This is a genomic window from Spiroplasma endosymbiont of Amphimallon solstitiale (assembly GCF_964030965.1).
Lineage (GTDB): Bacteria > Bacillota_I > Bacilli_A > Mycoplasmatales > VBWQ01 > Spiroplasma_E.
On the sequence record NZ_OZ034999.1, the window covers coordinates 1,935,899 to 1,955,153 of the forward strand.

General features: G+C 22.8%; 15 protein-coding genes and 3 pseudogenes. 12 read left to right on the top strand and 6 right to left on the bottom strand.

From position 1 onward, the window contains the following. Positions 1-258: 258 nt before the first annotated feature. Positions 259-1,494, top strand: a complete 1,236-nt coding sequence (locus AAHH39_RS12055; protein ID WP_342218254.1) for a hypothetical protein — start codon at positions 259-261, stop codon at positions 1,492-1,494. Then, the gene (locus AAHH39_RS12060) at positions 1,442-3,469 is read left to right on the top strand and encodes a hypothetical protein (protein ID WP_342218255.1); all 2,028 of its coding nucleotides are present in this window, start codon (positions 1,442-1,444) and stop codon (positions 3,467-3,469) included. Before AAHH39_RS12055 ends, AAHH39_RS12060 begins: the two co-directional genes overlap by 53 nt. On the opposite strand, the gene AAHH39_RS12065 is transcribed toward AAHH39_RS12060, so the two are convergent. The 3 genes from AAHH39_RS12065 to AAHH39_RS12075 are packed head-to-tail and all read right to left on the bottom strand — an operon-like array spanning position 3,470 to position 4,292. Further along, positions 3,470-3,766, bottom strand: coding sequence for a hypothetical protein (locus AAHH39_RS12065; RefSeq protein ID WP_342218256.1), 297 nt, complete (start codon positions 3,764-3,766; stop codon positions 3,470-3,472). Between the two features lie 25 nt (positions 3,767-3,791). Further along, entirely contained in the window at positions 3,792-3,977 is a 186-nt protein-coding gene (locus tag AAHH39_RS12070) for a hypothetical protein (protein WP_342218257.1), read from the bottom strand. A gap of 15 nt (positions 3,978-3,992) precedes the next feature. Next, a complete protein-coding gene (locus AAHH39_RS12075) occupies positions 3,993-4,292 on the bottom strand; it encodes a hypothetical protein (protein ID WP_342218258.1) in 300 nt (99 codons plus the stop codon). Positions 4,293-4,590: 298 nt separating this feature from the next. Between AAHH39_RS12075 and AAHH39_RS12080 the strand changes: the two genes are divergently transcribed. Next, positions 4,591-5,709 carry an Mbov_0401 family ICE element transposase-like protein gene (locus tag AAHH39_RS12080; RefSeq protein ID WP_342218259.1) on the top strand — a complete coding sequence of 373 codons (1,119 nt, stop codon included), beginning with the start codon at positions 4,591-4,593 and terminating at the stop codon, positions 5,707-5,709. Between the two features lie 631 nt (positions 5,710-6,340). Here AAHH39_RS12080 and AAHH39_RS12085 read toward each other — a convergent pair. Next, positions 6,341-7,285 carry an IS30 family transposase gene (locus AAHH39_RS12085; RefSeq protein WP_342217458.1) on the bottom strand — a complete coding sequence of 315 codons (945 nt, stop codon included), beginning with the start codon at positions 7,283-7,285 and terminating at the stop codon, positions 6,341-6,343. 645 nt (positions 7,286-7,930) lie between these two features. Between AAHH39_RS12085 and AAHH39_RS12090 the strand changes: the two are divergent. Next, positions 7,931-8,419: pseudogene (locus AAHH39_RS12090) on the top strand (helix-turn-helix domain-containing protein); the annotation flags it as partial. Positions 8,420-8,472: 53 nt separating this feature from the next. On the opposite strand, the gene AAHH39_RS12095 reads toward AAHH39_RS12090, so the two are convergent. Continuing rightward, entirely contained in the window at positions 8,473-8,625 is a 153-nt protein-coding gene (locus AAHH39_RS12095) for a hypothetical protein (protein WP_342218260.1), read from the bottom strand. Here AAHH39_RS12095 and AAHH39_RS13555 point away from each other — a divergent pair. Both AAHH39_RS13555 and AAHH39_RS13560 read left to right on the top strand, forming a co-directional pair. After that, positions 8,591-9,043 (top strand): annotated as a pseudogene (locus AAHH39_RS13555) (IS30 family transposase); the annotation flags it as partial. The gene AAHH39_RS12095 and the pseudogene AAHH39_RS13555 sit on opposite strands and share 35 nt — an antisense overlap. Continuing rightward, positions 9,044-9,160: pseudogene (locus AAHH39_RS13560) on the top strand (IS30 family transposase); the annotation flags it as partial. It abuts the pseudogene before it with no gap. A 137-nt stretch (positions 9,161-9,297) separates the two neighbouring features. On the opposite strand, the gene AAHH39_RS12100 reads toward AAHH39_RS13560, so the two are convergent. Beyond that, positions 9,298-10,536, bottom strand: a complete 1,239-nt coding sequence (locus tag AAHH39_RS12100) for an IS256 family transposase (RefSeq protein WP_342219303.1) — start codon at positions 10,534-10,536, stop codon at positions 9,298-9,300. 406 nt (positions 10,537-10,942) lie between these two features. Here AAHH39_RS12100 and polA point away from each other — a divergent pair, with 406 nt between their 5' ends. From polA to AAHH39_RS12130, 6 genes are all read left to right on the top strand, one after another. Beyond that, positions 10,943-13,567, top strand: a complete 2,625-nt coding sequence (gene polA / locus AAHH39_RS12105; RefSeq protein WP_342218261.1) for a DNA polymerase I — start codon at positions 10,943-10,945, stop codon at positions 13,565-13,567. Between the two features lie 67 nt (positions 13,568-13,634). Then, positions 13,635-14,465 carry a DNA-formamidopyrimidine glycosylase gene (gene mutM / locus AAHH39_RS12110; protein ID WP_342218262.1) on the top strand — a complete coding sequence of 277 codons (831 nt, stop codon included), beginning with the start codon at positions 13,635-13,637 and terminating at the stop codon, positions 14,463-14,465. A 172-nt stretch (positions 14,466-14,637) separates the two neighbouring features. Beyond that, entirely contained in the window at positions 14,638-15,759 is a 1,122-nt protein-coding gene (locus AAHH39_RS12115) for a DnaD domain protein (RefSeq protein ID WP_342218263.1), read from the top strand. Between the two features lie 255 nt (positions 15,760-16,014). Next, the gene (locus tag AAHH39_RS12120) at positions 16,015-16,734 is read left to right on the top strand and encodes an ATP-binding protein (protein WP_342218264.1); all 720 of its coding nucleotides are present in this window, start codon (positions 16,015-16,017) and stop codon (positions 16,732-16,734) included. 190 nt (positions 16,735-16,924) lie between these two features. Continuing rightward, entirely contained in the window at positions 16,925-17,932 is a 1,008-nt protein-coding gene (gene gap / locus AAHH39_RS12125; RefSeq protein ID WP_342218265.1) for a type I glyceraldehyde-3-phosphate dehydrogenase, read from the top strand. 126 nt (positions 17,933-18,058) lie between these two features. After that, positions 18,059-19,249 carry a phosphoglycerate kinase gene (locus AAHH39_RS12130; protein WP_342218266.1) on the top strand — a complete coding sequence of 397 codons (1,191 nt, stop codon included), beginning with the start codon at positions 18,059-18,061 and terminating at the stop codon, positions 19,247-19,249. The last annotated feature ends 6 nt before the right edge of the window (positions 19,250-19,255 follow it).

Genomic DNA, 19,255 nt, shown 5'->3' on the forward strand with positions numbered 1-19,255 from the left:
TGATAGTGTTAATATAGTAATTTTATCAGTTCAACATGCTAAATTGATTACTATTTATAGTGGAAAAGGTAATTTAAAAGGTAATGTATGAAAATTAGAAGAATTACAGGAATAAGGTTATGTTTTTTAAAATTATAAAAATTATTTTAGGTTTAATTGGAGTGTTATTATCTTCTGCAACTGCGGGTTTAATTATATTTATTATTGTAAAAATTATATTAAAAATTAATCAAATTTTTTAAAAAGGTGGTGAATATTATGCTAGGTAGATTTTTAAGAAGAGATAAAAGTACTAATAATGAAGAAAAAACTAAATTAACTTTTTTAAAAGGTAAAAGTACACATGCTTCTATTTTAAGTTATTTTGGTTTTAATGATTTTAACCATGAAACATATTTTACTGATTTTGTAGCAGAAAATAATGCTAATTTATATAATGCTCCATTAGAAATTAATAATGAAACTATTAAACAATATTTAATTCAACAAGAATTTTATAGAAAAAATTGAAATTCTATTTTTAAATTAAGTAAATTAGGAATTAGTGGTTATTTAATTTATATTGCTAATGATAATTTATATTTTCAAGTAATAGATATACAACAAAGAGTTTATGATATTACTGGTAAATTAATTCAATGTACTATTTTTTATGATAATTATGAACAAAATGCACAAACTGTAAGATTATTTGAAGTTTATACATTAAATAATGAACAAGTAACAATTAATCGTGCAATTTATAGTATTAGTGATAATAAAAAACAATTTCCATTAGATTTTAAAACATATATTAATAATCCTAATTTATCACAAGAACAAACATTAAATATTAACTATATACCAATAGCAATTATGCGAAATAAAGCAAATGAGTTAGCAGATTGTGATAAAGTAATGGATAAAATTAAAGCATTAGATGTCATCTTTGAACAAATTGTTTTAGATACTATTTTAAACTCACCAAAGTTTATTTTTAGTCAAACTTATGGTAATGTTCAATCTTTAATGGAAGATGCAGTAAGAACTTTGGTTACTAAAAACTACATATTTAAAAGTGGTGGCGATAATAACGAACAAAACGAAAATATCAATATGACAAATAGCAACTTTAAAGGTAAAAACTTAACTGATATATATGATTGATTAATTAATGAAATATCTAAACGTTGTGGTATTCATATTCCAAGTCAAAAGAAATCTGCACAACAATCAGTACCCGAAAGTACAGCAGTTAATATTTCAACTATTAATTATATTGAACAAAAATTATGACAATTTAATATTGATATTCTTAAATTTATTCAATTATTAGTAATTTTAGATAAAGATTTATTAAATAGTCAAACATTTAATATTAATGATGATGAAACAATTAATAACATAACTGTTAAATTAAAATTATTTAACCCCGAAAATAACCAATTAATAGGAGAAAACAATGGACAACAACAAACCACAAACCAAGTTTCCACAGAAACAGAAGCAAACTAAACTTAATCAAGCAGAAATAGAAAATGATTATTTAATTGATAATATTCCTTATGACTTTACTAATATGATGAGAGCTACTAGTGACCCTGATATTAATAGAGCATATGATGAATTTAAAAAAAGAACAATTTACATTTATGAAATTGAACGTTTATTTAAAAATAATGAAAATAATAGTTTAAGATTTTCAGCAAATACCATTAAAATCGGTTTTATTGATATTGATAAAGTATTAAAAACTACTGCTGTTGAAACATCGGACTTTACTATGCAATTAAATCAAAGAGCAAGTACTAATATTAATGATAATACAATTGAATATAGTATGACTGATATTAAAAACTTAATTTTTCAAGAAATAAATTTATTAAATCAATTTAAGTTATATGCTGTTTCTATTAATGAACCATTATCTGAAAATAATATTGATAATTTATATATTATTAATAATTATTCTCAACCTTATCAAAATCCTAAAACAAGAAGCACTAAAAGTATTACTATTATTAAAATTAAAGATTTTAAAACAAGAGATGGTTATCCAATTATCATTAAATTACAAAAACCATTAGATAAAGATACAAAAGTAACGGGTTTAAAAATTAAAGCACCTAGAAGCATGATTTTTGGCAATATAAAGGTACTTGGTGAAGTTGATAATATGGAAGTATACCCAAAGTTATTTATCAAAGATAAGATAGCATTTCCGCTGTTATCAATGCCTATTGAAACTCAACCAAAAGTTAGAATATTAGAACAATGATTTAGTGAACAAATCTTACCTTGAAAATTAGCAAAACAATTTATAGGAGAAGAAAAATCAGTTTTAGATTTAATTGCTATTGGCGGTGGTAAAGAAACAAGAAAAGAAATTATTAATAATGCAAGAATAACTAATGCTTGATTAGGTTATGAATTTGGTACTATTTATGACGGTAAATGACCATTAAAAAAACAAAAAGAATTAAAAGATAAAGAAGTTTGAGATTTTGCGGGTGAAAGTCAATTTTTTCAATATGTTGCAACTAATAATAAATTTGATGATATTGAAATAGAAATAAATGATAAACCACCAATTGATAGTTTACAACAACTATTATTAGATATGCTAACTTATACATATACTTATAATCGAAACTTTGATGGAATATCTTTTAAACAAGGTGATGAAAATTTTGATATTACAAAACTACGTGCTAAATTTGAAGGACAAAAACCTGAGGATGTTATTACTAATTTATTCAAACAATGAAAATTAGATTATCCAAATTATTTGAATTTACCACAAATTCAAATATTTAAACAAATAGTGATTATGATATCAACTAATATTTATTCAAACTTATCAATTAATAAAGGTTTAAACGATGATTATAAACTATTATTACCATATTATTTTGAACTAAAATCAAATCCTATACATTCTACACCAGATAAAGTTTGAGAATTTAAAGATGTAAAGGTAATATTAAAATCTGAATATTTTGATTTTAAAGATATAAATAATATTAAATTAAAAAGTAATGACATTAGTCAAAATGAATTATTTAAACTAGATGATAATCAATTTAACTGACTATCTATAACTAATGAACTTGAAAGTAATAATATTCCGTCATTAATTCCGGAAGATTGAACATTAGGTAATGGTGAATATGGAAAATATTTTACAAGAACAATTATTAATAAAAATAAAATTGAAAATGCTTTAAACTTATATGGTTCAAATAAATCTCAATTATTTTCTAAATTAGAATTTTATAAAGAAATTTTACAAATTGATAATAGTAGTGATTTTGAATTATTAATTGAAAATCCTATTAATAATTTAAATCGGATTGAAATTAGTGGTATATTTGGTGCTGGAAATTATGATTTAATTTTAATAACCGATAAACAAGAAATAAGTTTAACTAATATTAATTTATTTGATAAATATAACGAGAATATTTCATACATTAATTTGGAAATTTAGTTATCAATTAAAATATCCTTTTGGATATTGACCATCTCATTTTAAATCTGTATTAATACGTTTATCTTTATCAAAATACAAATCTATTATGTGTTTATCATTAGTTTTTCTTTCTCATATAGTTGTTCCAGCCCCCCCTCAGTAGACTGTATAGTCATGTCCTAAATATGATTTATAACCATTAGTTTGATTATGTGCTAGTGAACCAATTATTAAACCAGTTACTCCACTTACAGCACCAGTTAGTGCTAATGCTAATGTTATTTTACTTAAATTTGCTTTTATTCATGTTTTCATTTTATTTTCCTTTCTACAAGAATGTTTATGGTTTTATTTTTTGACCTTTTGTAATATTAATTGGTTTAGTTTTTTCTATTTTATTATCAATGCTATTTATGATTTTTTTTGAAAAAACTGGTTCTTTTTTAGTATTTAATAGTAATTCATTACTTTGAGATATTTTTTCATGAAAATATTCCTTTAATTTTGTAGAAAAGTAATGATACATGATAAAGTGTTATTTTTAGAGAATTTTTACACTAAATAATGTTACTTTTAACAAATTTTTAATTAAAAATAATATTTTAAGTGTAAATTGATGAATAATTTTTGGTCATCCATACTTTTCTACATAATTAAAAAAATATTCTATTATATTATTCTGTAATTTTATTTTAGAATTTATTTCTTTATTTCAATCATAAAAATCAATATTTCATATTTTTTTCTTTTCTAAAGAAGATATTTTTTCATAACAATTTTCTATATTTTCCTTAAAATAGTTAATAGATTGTTCTATTTTTTGTTTTTCAAATTTACTCATATTAAATTACTCCTTATTTCTTAATTTTATGTGTAAATTGTACTTAATTTATATTATTTTTACAAGTATGCCTTTTAAACGCAAAATAACGCCTAAATTAAAGGCGTTTATTTTGTAATACCTATACTATTAATGATATTGAAATTATTTATTATATTTTAAATATGAAAGTGGTTTTTAAAATATTTTTTATTTTATTTAAAATAACACTTATATATTTATATAATAATTAAGTAAATTAATTTTTTAAATATATTTACAATAAATTTAAAATTTAAAAAAAGTTAGGAGAAAAAATATGAGTTTTAATTACTTATGAACTTTAAATGAAGCAACTAAAAGAATGTATCAATCATTTAGAGATGATGTAAAAAATCAATGAGAAAAAACAGATTGAAGAATCTTAAAAGAAAGAGATAGAAAATATATCCCCGTTAAAATTAAAACAAGAACTAGAAATACTATCAATGGTCTTGTTACTTATAAATGTCGTGATTATAAATATTATGATGAACAATTAAAAAAATGAGTTCCTATTTGTTTATTAGATGAAAAATTGCAATTACCTAAATACAAAAGGACTTGTCAAGATATCAAAAATAATGTTATTGAACATTTTGCAGATGGAAAAAAATATCGTGATATTTTACATACTATGAAACAAACAAAATTTAGTACAACAAGTATTGGAAGAGTATTTCAAGAATATCAAGTCAATAAATTAGATGTTCCTAAAATAAAATTAGAACCAAATCAATTTATTTATATTAGTATTGATGATGGACATCGTAAGTTTTGAAAATTTAAACGTAATTCTGGTAAATATTCAATGCGCTTAGTATTATTTTGTACAGATAATATTAATCATAAATTAGTTAATAAAAGAGTAGATGTAATAATAAGACCAACAAAAACAGCAATTGGTGTTAAAAAAACTGCTGAATTTATTTTACAACAAGGAAATAGATTTTTTGAAAATTTTGACCAAGCAAAAATTATTATTTGTGGTGATAGTGCAGAATGAATTAAAGATGTTGCTGATTATTTAGGTGCACAATTTGTTTTAGATAAATTCCATTTAGTTAAAAAGTTATATGTAGGAATAATTGCTGGAAATAAAGGAAAATATTGAAACGAATATAATACTTGTAGAAATTTTATTGAAAATGGTCAATATGATGAGTTAATAAAATATATGAATGAAATATTAAAAAATCATAAAAAATTAAAAAAACAATATTTTAAAAATAATAAACAAGGTATTCAAAATCAAGGTGCTAAATGAAATATAGGTACTTTTGCTGAAAGTAATATTTGATATATTTTAAAAGAAATGCTTGGTAATAGAACATATAGTATAAATATTTATATTAAAATGGTTATTTTTAAGTGTAATCTTGTAAATTCCAAAACATAATCAAAATTTTTTATTAAAATATTAAAAACTTATTAAATTAAAAGTTAATAAGAATTTTTGTTGTGTATAAATATTAATTTTATTTTTCATTTTTTCAATATTTGTATTTTAATTGAAATTAATTTAATTTAGTAGTAAGATGTATTTACAATTGCATATAATTACAATTATTTCTTGTCTATAATTTAAAAGAAATGTTTAAAAAGTAATTATATCCTCCGTTTTTGTTACCGTCCCTTTTAATTTTCTCCTTACTTCAATTTGAATATTTTTTCTCAATTTTAAATATTAAATATTCGACATCATTATATATCTTTTTTATTTTTTTTAAATAATTTTTTACAAATTTTTATAACTAAAATTAAAACTATAAGTTTAACCACATATTTTTTTAATTATGTAGAAAAGTATGGATGACCAAAAATTATTCATCAATTTACACTTAAAATATTATTTTTAATTAAAAATTTGTTAAAAGTAACATTATTTAGTGTAAAAATTCTCTAAAAATAACACTTTATCATGTATCATTACTTTTCTACAAAATTAAAGCATATTTTTATTTTATTACTTGTATTAGTGTTTAAAACTTTCATAATACCTGAATTGTAAATATAAATGGGACAGTTTTTTAAAATAATTGTATTAAATCTATTGGTCTTTTATAAGATAGTGATTTTCTGGGTGTAGAATTAATTTGAAATGCTATAGTATTTAAATCTTTTTGTTTATATGAAGATAGATCTGTAGATTTTGGTAAATATCTTCTTAAAATACCATTATTATTTTCATTTAAACCTCTTTGACAAGGTTTACCAGGATCTGCAAAATAAATCTTAACATTACAATTTTTTTCGATTAATTTTCATTTACTAAATTCTTTACCACGATCAAAAGTAATAGTTTTAACTGTTCCTTTTTGTAACTTTGAAATAAATTTTATTATACTTTTTGTAATATTTTCTGATTTATTATTTTTAGTTGCTAAAGGAATTGTGGTTTTTGATCATATATCAGCTAAAGTAATAATAGAACTTTTATGATCTTTACCAATGATAGTATCACCCTCTAAATGACCAAATTCTTCTATATTTTTAATATTAGGAATGATTAAATTTCTTTCATGAATAGACTTACAATTATTAATTCTGCCCCTAGTTTCTTTTTGTTTGTGAGGTTTATTTTTTCCTTTTCTCAATAAGTTATTTTCATCAAAACCCATTCGATTTGTTTTAAACATGTTATATAAAGTTTTTGTTGAAATACTTTTTATTTTATTTTCCTTTAAAAAATTAGCAATTATATCAAGAGCATAATTTTTAGTAATTAACAAATGATTAATAGTATTAATTTCTATTAAAGTTAAAATTATTAATTTTCTACCTGCATTTTGTTTATTTTTTTGAATTTTATTCAATATTTCTAATGGCAATAAGTTTTGATTTAATAATCTACAAACTCTATGTACAGTTGATTTACTATAATCAATGGCTTTTGCTATTTTACGAATCGAAAATCCATAACTTTTATATTCTTTTATTGCTATTATTGATTCAATAGTCAGATACTTATACATTGTGCTAATTCCTTTCTTTTCTTAATTATAGAATTAACACAATTTAATTTTTATATAAGTGTCCTTTTTAATTTTACAATTCAGGATATGTAAAAATTTTTACTAAAAATAAACACTCAATTAATGCACTAATATTTTTTATAAAATTAAGATAAGTAGGGTAAAATTATTGCAATTTTTCCAAAAATATTTATCAAAAAAATAAAAAACTTATATAGAGTATGAATATATTTTTGAAAAAAAACTAAAAATATAAATTATTTCTAAAAATAATAACAAATTTCCTTGCAATTTAAATATTATTTGTTATTATTCTTATAAGGATTTAGATAGCCTAGGTCCTTTAAAATTAAGGTAATATGTCAAAACATTATTCAATTATAATATTTTTAAATATAAAAAATTTAAAATTAATCTAAAACCCCTAATTTAAACTCTATAACCCCAATAACCTTAAGTTTTATTTATAAATAACCCCCCCTTTTTTTTATAAATGACATATTACCTTAGCAATAATTCTTGTGTAGACAAGAGCTGAAAAGCTCTTGTTTTTTATATATCCTGAATTGTAAAATTAAAAAGGACACTTATATAAAAATTAAATTGTGTTAATTCTATAATTAAGAAAAGAAAGGAATTAGCACAATGTATAAGTATCTGACTATTGAATCAATAATAGCAATAAAAGAATATAAAAGTTATGGATTTTCGATTCGTAAAATAGCAAAAGCCATTGATTATAGTAAATCAACTGTACATAGAGTTTGTAGATTATTAAATCAAAACTTATTGCCATTAGAAATATTGAATAAAATTCAAAAAAATAAACAAAATGCAGGTAGAAAATTAATAATTTTAACTTTAATAGAAATTAATACTATTAATCATTTGTTAATTACTAAAAATTATGCTCTTGATATAATTGCTAATTTTTTAAAGGAAAATAAAATAAAAAGTATTTCAACAAAAACTTTATATAACATGTTTAAAACAAATCGAATGGGTTTTGATGAAAATAACTTATTGAGAAAAGGAAAAAATAAACCTCACAAACAAAAAGAAACTAGGGGCAGAATTAATAATTGTAAGTCTATTCATGAAAGAAATTTAATCATTCCTAATATTAAAAATATAGAAGAATTCTTTAATTTTGTAGAAAAGTAATGATACATGATAAAGTGTTATTTTTAGAGAATTTTTACACTAAATAATGTTACTTTTAACAAATTTTTAATTAAAAATAATATTTTAAGTGTAAATTGATGAATAATTTTTGGTCATCCATACTTTTCTACATAATTAAAAGAAGAATTTGGTCATTTAGAGGGTGATACTATCATTGGTAAAGATCATAAAAGTTCTATTATTACTTTAGCTGATATATGATCAAAAACCACAATTCCTTTAGCAACTAAAAATAATAAATCAGAAAATATTACAAAAAGTATAATAAAATTTATTTCAAAGTTACAAAAAGGAACAGTTAAAACTATTACTTTTGATCGTGGTAAAGAATTTAGTAAATGAAAATTAATCGAAAAAAATTGTAATGTTAAGATTTATTTTGCAGATCCTGGTAAACCTTGTCAAAGAGGTTTAAATGAAAATAATAATGGTATTTTAAGAAGATATTTACCAAAATCTACAGATCTATCTTCATATAAACAAAAAGATTTAAATACTATAGCATTTCAAATTAATTCTACACCCAGAAAATCACTATCTTATAAAAGACCAATAGATTTAATACAATTATTTTTTAATTATGTAGAAAAGTATGGATGACCAAAAATTATTCATCAATTTACACTTAAAATATTATTTTTAATTAAAAATTTGTTAAAAGTAACATTATTTAGTGTAAAAATTCTCTAAAAATAACACTTTATCATGTATCATTACTTTTCTACAAAATTAAAGCAATTATTTTAAAAAACTGTCCCATTTATATTTACAATTCAGGTATAAAAAGAGGCTTTTTAGAAATCTGTGTATCTTTGTTTTACAAAGTACTAGTTTAGATTAATTCTGTCTTCAAATTTTATCATAAAATGAGCAATTGCTGTATTTCAATTTTGAATAGGCAATGTTCATTTTTTTGTTATATTTTCAATTGCTAAATAAAATATTTTGAAAACTGACATATCATTAGGAAAAACTTTTTTATTTCTGATAACTTTTCTTAATTGACTATTAACAGATTCAATAGCATTTGTAGTATAAATTACTCTTTTGATTTCTACAGGATAACTAATAAAAACCATTAAATTTTCTCAATTTTTATATCAAGATTTAGCAATTTGAGGATATTGTTTATTTCATTTACTTTCAAATGATTCTAAAGCTTGCATTGCTTGTTCTTCACTACATGCAGTATAAATTGGCTTTAAATCTGTAACTAAAGTTTTTCGATGTTTGTATGAAACATATTTTAAACTATTTCGAATTTGATGAACAATGCATAATTGATGTTCTGTTTTAGGATAAACTGATTGTATTGCTTCTGACATGCCTGTTAAATTGTCACTACAAGCAATAAGAATATCATTTAAGCCTCGATTTTTCATTTCTGTCAAATTAGATAATCAAAATTTAGCACCTTCATTTTCACTAATTCATAAGCCTAAAACATCTTTTTTGCCTTCTAAATCAACTACTAATGCTATATAAACTGATTTGTTAATAATGCGTTTATCTTGTCTTACTTTAACTACTATACAATCAAAGTAAACAATAGGATAAATACTTTCTAATGGTCGATTTTGTCATGCTTTGACATCATCAATAACATCATCAGTAATTTGACTAATAACACTTTCACTAATATCAGCACCATGATATAACTCTTGTAACTGCATTCTAATGTCAGATAGAGTCATACCTTTTGCATATAGTGAAAGCACTTGTTGATCAAAACCATCAAATCTTCGCTGTCTTTTTGCAACTATTAAAGGAGTAAAATCACTATTGCGATCTCTTGGTACATCAATCTCAATTTTACCTTGTTGAGTTATTAATTTTTTTGAACTTGTACCATTACGAGCATTTTCAGTATTACTATGTTGATTTTTTTCATATCCTAAATAATTTTGCATTTCAGAATTCAACATTTTTTCAACTAAACGTTTTGTTAATTCTTTATATAAACCCCCTTCTTTAAAAACTGTTGTTAAATCTTCAGTATTTTCTAATAATAAATCTACTGCTTTTGATATTGGATCATTATTATTAATATTTTGTTTTTTAGCCATCTGTAACTCACTCTTTCTAGTCATTTAATTATATTTACTAGAATTAATTAAACATAGTTATTTTTGTAAGTTACACAGATTACTAAACATTGCCTATAAAAAAGAAAAAATGAATTTAAAAATTAAAAATTGAATGTTATAATAAAAGTTAAGGATGTATTTATAAATATCCTTAATATTTAAATAATTAAGTTACAGAACTCTAATCACTATAAATATAATAATTCTCTTAAAATTAACCCTAAAACCTTATATTTATAATGTTTTCTACACAATTAAATCTGTAACTTAATTATTGTTTGATAGCAAGAAAAAAATCTTGTTTTTTTTATATCCTAATTTTTTAATTTTATATGAAGTTATACTTACTTATTGTTATAATAATTTTATGAAATTAGGTGAATAAATGAAAAAAGCATTAATTATTGATGGTAACAATTTATTATTTAAAGCATATTATGCTACTGCATACCAAGGAGTTAATCTACATTCGCTACAGGGTATTCCAACTAATGCCGTCTATTCTTTTATTAGAATGTTGACTAAGTACTTAAAATCTAACAACTATGCTAGTGTTTTTGTTGCATTTGATGCTGGTCGTAAAACATTTCGTCATGAAACTTTAGCAACATATAAAGGAAAAAGAAGTGAAACTCCGGTTGAGTTAATTGAACAATTTAATTTAGTTAAAATATTTTTAGACTTAGCACAAATTCCTTGGGGACAAATAAATAATTATGAAGCTGATGATATTATTGGCAGCATTGTTAAAAATAAAGTTGCTAGTAATTATCAAATTGATATTATGAGTAGTGATAAAGATTTATTACAACTATTAGATAACAATATTAAAATTCTTAATCCACAAAAAGGGATGAGTGATTTAAAGGTTATTACTATTTCTACATTTCAATCAGAATATGAATTATTACCTTATCAAGTTACCGATTTAAAGGGATTAATGGGTGATAGTTCTGATAATTTACCTGGCATTAAAGGAATTGGTCAAAAAACTGCTATTAGTTTATTAAAAGAATATGACACATTAGAAAACATTATTGAAAATGTAGAACAATTAAAACCAAATGTTAGTAAACTAATTAAACTTAACTTTAATAATGGTATTATTTGTAAACAACTAGCACAACTTAATTTAAATACACCAATTACTGGTAATTTAGAAACGTTTAATTATAATGTTGAAAATTTAAATAATGAAAAGTTACAAGACTTTTACAAACAATATAATATGAACTCTTTATTAACACAAGACACTAATCCTAAAACTAATAAAAATAGTACATCTCACGTTCAAATTATAAATAAGTGAAGTCAAGAATGAAATTGTGATTCAAATTACTTATGATTAGAAATTTTTGGTGATAATTATAATCGCGATAATATTATTGGTTTTGGTATTAAAAATGAAAAAGGAACATTTTATATTAATAAAATTAATGCAATTAATTGTTCTAATTTTCAACATTTCTTACAAAATAAAAAACTACAAAAAATAACTTGAGATTTAAAAAAGGTTATTATCGCAGGACTGCGTTTAAAATTGATAATAAATAATATTATTTTTGACCATATGTTAGCTGCTTACCTTCTTTATGCTAATGAAAAAATATTACCAGAAAACATTGCTGTTATGCTCAATGTCAATGTTAAAGATAATTTAAGCACTGATGATTTTTATGGCAAAGGTATTAAAAAAAATATTCCCAATGATGAAAAAGAAATAGCTATTTTTTTAGAAAAAAAATTAAATTTTTTAACAGATTCTCATCTCATTCTTATAAAAAAATTAAAAGATACTAATAACTGAAATTTATATCAAGAGATTGAATTACCTGCTGCTTTTGTATTAGTAAATATGGAGTGTAATGGTGTTAACATTGATCAAAAAAAATTAAAACTACTAACTGATAAAACTTTACTAAAAATCCAAGATTTAGAATTACAAATTAAAAAAGAAAGTAATAGTAATTTAAATCCAAATTCACCAAAACAAATTAGTGAATACTTATTTAAAGAATTAAAATTACCTAATTATAAAAAAGGTAGTACTGCTTTTGAAGTTTTAATTAGTTTAAAAAATCAACATCCAATCATCGATATTCTTTTAGAATATCGTAAATTACAAAAATTATATTCCACTTACTTACTTGGTTTACAAAAATATATTTTTGATGATGGTAAAATTCATAGCATTTATAATCAAGTGCAAACCAGTACTGGCAGGTTATCTTCATTAGATCCTAATATGCAAAATATTAGTATTCGCGATAAAGAACAAAGAGAAGTTCGCAAAATCTTTATTCCAAGCAAACCACATACTAAAATACTATCCTGTGATTATTCGCAAATTGAATTAAGAATATTAGCTCATATTAGTGAAGATGAAAATTTAATTAAAGCTTTTCAACAAAAGAATGATATTCATCGCGAAACTGCAAGTAAAATATTAAATATACCTTTAGCAGAAGTTACTAACGAACAAAGACAAAATGCAAAAGCTATTAATTTTGGCATTGTTTATGGCATTTCTAGTTTTGGTTTATCACAACAAATAGGAATTAAAGTTGAAGATGCTAAAATATTTATTAATAAATATTTTTCGGTTTTTCCAAAAATTAAAAGTTATATTAATAATATAATTGATTTTTGTGAAAAAAATGGATACGTTCAAACAATTTTTAATCGTAGAAGAGAAGTAATGGAAATTACAAATAAAAATAAGGTGATTCAAAATTTTGGTAAACGAATAGCAATGAACATGCCAATTCAAGGTAGTGCTGCTGATATTTTAAAATTAGCAATGAATAAAATTTATGAAGAAATAAAAAAACAAAATATTGATGCAATATTAATTGCACAAATTCATGATGAATTAATTTTTGAAGTTGAAGATAATAAAGTTAATGATGTTATTACTAAAATTACTAAAATTATGTCTAATGTTACTAAATTAAAAGTTCCCTTATTAATTAATACTAGTATTGGTGATAACTGATTTGAATTAAAATAAATTTTTAAAAATTTATTAATATTTAAAATAAATTAGTTTATTATATTTTATTGGAAGGAAAATAAAAATGCCAGAATTACCCGAAGTTGAAACTGTTCGCAAAACTTTACAACCACTTTTAACTAATCATAAAATTATTGGTGTTAGAATTCTTTTAAATAAAATTATCAAAACACCAAGTATTGAACAATTCACAAAACAAATTATTGGACAAACAATAAATGATGTTCAAAGAGTTGGTAAATTATTAATATTTATATTAGATGATTATGTATTATTAAGTCATTTACGAATGGAAGGAAAATATTATTTTCAACAAAATAATCAATCAATAAATTGAAAACATGTCTTATTAATATTAGAATTAGACAATAAATACGAATTAAGATATCATGACACAAGACAGTTTGGAACCTTTCATTTACAAACTAAAAATGAATATCAAAAAATAAAACCTTATATTAATATTGGTCCAGAACCTTTTAATAAAAATGTTACTGCTGAATATTTAAAAAATAAATGAAAAAATAAAAGTCAAAGTATTAAAGCAACATTATTAGAACAAAATGTTATGAGTGGTTTAGGAAATATTTATGCAGATGAAGTATTATTTTATGCTAGTATTCATCCACAAAGTATTACTAAAAATTTAACACTTAAACAATTACAAGAAATCATTAATAAATCAAGATTTGTGCTTAATAAATCAATAAAACTTGGTGGATCAACAATTAGTAGTTATACTTCAAGCCTTGGTGTAACAGGTTACTATCAACAAGAATTACAAGTTCATACTAGAGCAAAAATGCCTTGTTTTAAATGCCATACTATTATCAAAAAAATAAAAATAAACCTTCGCGGAACTTACTTTTGTAATCACTGTCAAATTAAATATTAACTGTGAAAAACTCAAAAGTATATATTAATAAAGAATATTTTTAATAAAAAAAGTGGAATAAATGTGGATAAGTATGTGTTTTAATCATTTCACTTTATTTATATTCTTTATGTGCATATAATTATCATACCATGAAAGAAATGGATAGTAAAAAGAAAGTTAGGGAATGAATATGAACAGAACAATAAATGATATTGATATTTTTAAGTTGACCCAATCAGAATATATTAGTAACGAAGATTACCAAATTTTATTTATGTTATATCAACCAATAATTGGTATTGAAGCAATAAATTTATATTTAACTTTAGTTCAAGAAAAGTTATTAACAAAACGTATTAATCTTGATTTCAATCACGGACGAATTAAATCTTTATTAAAAATAACTTCCACTCAATTACTTGTTGCTTTCCAACAACTTGAATCTGTTAACCTTATTAATACTTACTACTATTCTTTAAAATCTACTTACATTTATCAATTGTGTTCTCCCTTATCTGCTGATGATTTTTTTGCTAATACCCATTTAAACTCAGAACTACTTAAACAATTAGGAACTTTAAATTACGAAAGACAAAAATTTTATTTTTTGAAAAATGATATTGAAATTACAGAAAATTATGTTAATATTACTCAACAGGAAAATACTATCCCTCAATCTTTAAAATTAAAAACAGCACTTAATAATATTTATGCTAAACAAGAACAAACATCAATTTCTAGACCAATTTATTCATTTCAAAATAAAAATCAAATTAACACTATGAAAGTTAATTTAAATTCTAATGGTAATACAATTATATCTAAAGATAATTCTGATGTTATTAATACCACATTAAATTTAATGCAACAAAAATTACCTGAAGAATATTTAAAAAATTTAACTGGTAAAATACCAACTGATAAATTAAAAACAACATTAGAAATATTAACTAATAACTTTCAATTAAATAATGCTGTAATTAACTGCTTAATTGAATATGTTTGATTTAAAAATAATAAACGTTTAGAACCAAACTATATTATTAAAATTGCTGAAACCTTTCAAGAAAATCAAATTAATAGTATTGATGATGCTTTATCTCATTTAAAACTTGCTTATGCTCGTAGCAAAAAAAATCCACAGCAACAATTTCAACAAGAATCATTATGATCTACTACAGAACAATCAACAACAAATAATTTCAATAAAAAATTAATTAAAAAATATAAGGTTGATAATATTAATAAAAAAGATATAACATTAACTCAAGAAGAAATAAAGAATATTTTAAAGGAATTTGATGCCCATTAATTTAATTATTAAAAGACACTATTATTAAGTAAGGAAATGATTATCATGAAACTTAAAGCGACAACTATCTTAAAAGAAAACATTAACAATGCTGAACTTCATGACTTTATTAAAAAAAACAACTTAACTAACAGCAAACTAGAACCATATGTTGATTTATTAAAAACTTATATTGATAGCTACAATTTATGTAAAAAACGAGAGAATCTTAGCAAATGTCTACAAAATGTTAAAGGATATCGTTATAAACTAGTAATGTTACCTAATCAAAAAATAAGTTTAGTACTAACGGATTGTCTTCATTCTATTAATAGATCTGTCCAACAACAAGTACATAATAATTTTTTAATTAAATACTATGATGATAAACTTTTATCACTTTCATGAAGTAAAAATTTTAATGCCTCAACTAATGCAAGAAAAGAAATCATCCAGTATTTACATCAATCTTTAAAACACAAAAGTTATCAAGGTTTATACTTATATGGTGACACAGGTAGTGGCAAAACTTTTATTTTTATCTTATTTGCAAATAAATTAATTCAAAAAAACCAAACTGTTTGTTTTATTGTATGACCTGAATTTGTTATGGACATTAAAAAAAGTTTTAAAAATGATACTGATACTAATCAGCAAATTGAACAATTAAAATCATGTGACTTATTATTTATTGATGATTTAGGCGGTGAAACTGTTAGTGCTTGAGAGCGTGATGAATTATTATTTAGTATTCTTAATGCACGAATTTTACCATTAAAAACTACATTTATTAATTCTAACTATAGTATTAGTGAACTATATCAACATTATTATTTAAAAAATAGTAAATCAGAAGAAATTAAAGTTAAACGCTTATTAGAACGTATTCAAACTTTAACTATACCAATTGAATTAACTGTTGAAGAATCACAAACTACAATTGAAAATAATAATATTGACAATATTAATAATGAAATAGAATATATACCAATATAAAACATAGTATTTTTCATAAAAAAATAAAATAATGAAAACTATAATTAAAATAAAGGAAATAATTTACTAATAAAATAAATGTTTTATAAATAAATCCATATTTTATGACAAATATTAACAATATTTGTTTATAATATACCTAGTCATTAATCAATATAAAAAACAAACACATAAAAGGAGTGACTTAATAATGGCAATTAAAATTGCAATTAATGGATTTGGGCGCATTGGGCGCATTGCCTTCCGTCAATTATTTGACAAAAAAGAAATTGATATTGTTGCTATCAATGATTTAGGAAATGTAGAAGCTCTAGCATATCTATTACAATATGATTCAGCACATAGAACTTGAAAACACGGAAAAATCAAAGCAGACAAATCAAAAAATACTATTAATGTTGATGGTAAAATAATTAAAGTTTGTCAAGAAAAAGACCCAAAAGCATTACCATGAAAAGCCAATGCTGTTGATATCGTAATTGAAGCAACTGGACGTTTTACAACAAAAGAATTAGCACAAGCACATATTGATGCTGGAGCTAAAAAAGTTGTGATTTCAGCACCCGCTAAAGGAGACTTAAAAACTATTGTTTATAATGTTAACCATGATATTCTAAAAAGTACTGATAATATTATTTCTGGTGCTTCATGTACTACTAATTGTCTTGCTCCTGTTGTTCATACTCTAGAATCAGAATTTGGAATTATTAAGGGATGAATGACAACAGTTCATGCTGCAACTAATGACCAACGTTTACTAGACTTAGAACATTCAGATTTCAGAAGAGGACGTAGTGCTATGTCTAATATTGTTCCTGCAGCTACAGGTGCTGCTGCAGCTATTGGTTTAGTTATCCCTTCTGTTAAAGGAAAACTAGATGGTTCAGCAATGCGTGTTCCAATTATTACTGGTTCAATTGTTGATTTAACAATTGAATTAAAGAAAAATGTTACTGTTGAACAAGTTAATGCAGCAATGAAAAAACATAGTAGCGAATCATTTGCTTATAATGAAGATCCAATTGTTTCAACTGATATTATTGGTTCAAGTTTTGGTTCAAGTTTTGATGCAACATTAACAAAAGTTATTGAAGTTGAAGGCAAACAAATTGTTAAAGTTTTTGCTTGATATGATAATGAAATGTCATATGTATCGCAATTAGTAAGAACAGTAATACACTTAGCAAAGCTAAAATAATTTTTAAATAGTTTAATTAAAATATTAAACTACAAAAATGCATCTTACCAATTACAAGATGCATTTTTATTAATAGTTTTAAAAATATATTAAAATTATAATATGAAAAAAGGAGATGAAAATTATATGAATAAAAAAACATTAAAGGATCTTGATTTTAAAAATAAAAAAGTTATTGTTCGTTTTGACTTCAATGTACCATTAGAAAATAATAAAATTACCGATGATACAAGAATAAAAGCAAGCATCGAAACTATTAAGTATTTACAAAATCAAGATGCAAAAATAATCATGTTATCACATCTTGGAAGAATTAAATCTGAAACTGATAAAGCGAAGAATACTTTAGCGCCTGTTGCAAAAAGACTAAGTGAAATCTTAAAAGAAAATGTAATATTCATTAATGAAACTCGTGGTACAAATCTTGAAACAGCTATTAATAATCTTAAAAACAAAGAATTACTTTTAATAGAAAATACTCGTTTTGAAGATTTAAATGGTAATAAAGAATCTACTAATAATCCCGAATTAGGTAAATATTGAGCACATTTAGGTGATGTATTTGTTAATGATGCTTTTGGTACTGCACACCGTGCTCATACATCTAACGTTGGTATTGCTACTAATATCAAAAATAGTTGTGTTGGTTTATTAATTGAAAAAGAATTAACAATGCTTAATAAAATCACCGTTAATCCAGAACATCCTTTTATAGCAGTACTTGGTGGTGCTAAAGTATCAGATAAAATTGATGTTATCAAACAATTATTAACAAAAGCTGATAAAGTTCTTGTTGGTGGCGGTATGGCTTATACTTTTATGAAAGCATTGAATTATAAAATTGGTGATTCATTATTAGAAAAAGATAAAATTGATATTGCTAAAGAAATTATTGAATTAGGAAAAGAAAAATTAATACTACCTATTGACTTTGTAATTGCTCCGGAATTTAACGATATCAAAGGTAAAATTACTAATAATGAAAACATTGATGATGGATATGAAGGAATGGATATTGGTCCAAAAACAATTAAATTATTTGAAAATACTTTAATTAATGCTAAAACTGTTTTTTGAAATGGACCATTAGGAGTTTTTGAAATGAGTAACTTTGTTAATGGAACAAAAAATATTTGTAAAACTATTTCACAATTAAAAGGTGCATTTACACTAATTGGTGGTGGTGATAGTGCAGCAGCAGCAGTTAAATTTGGATATGAAAATAAATTTAGCCATATTTCAACTGGTGGAGGTGCTTCATTAGAATATCTAGAAGGTAAGGATTTACCTGGTATTAATGCTATAGAAAATAAATAGTGAAAA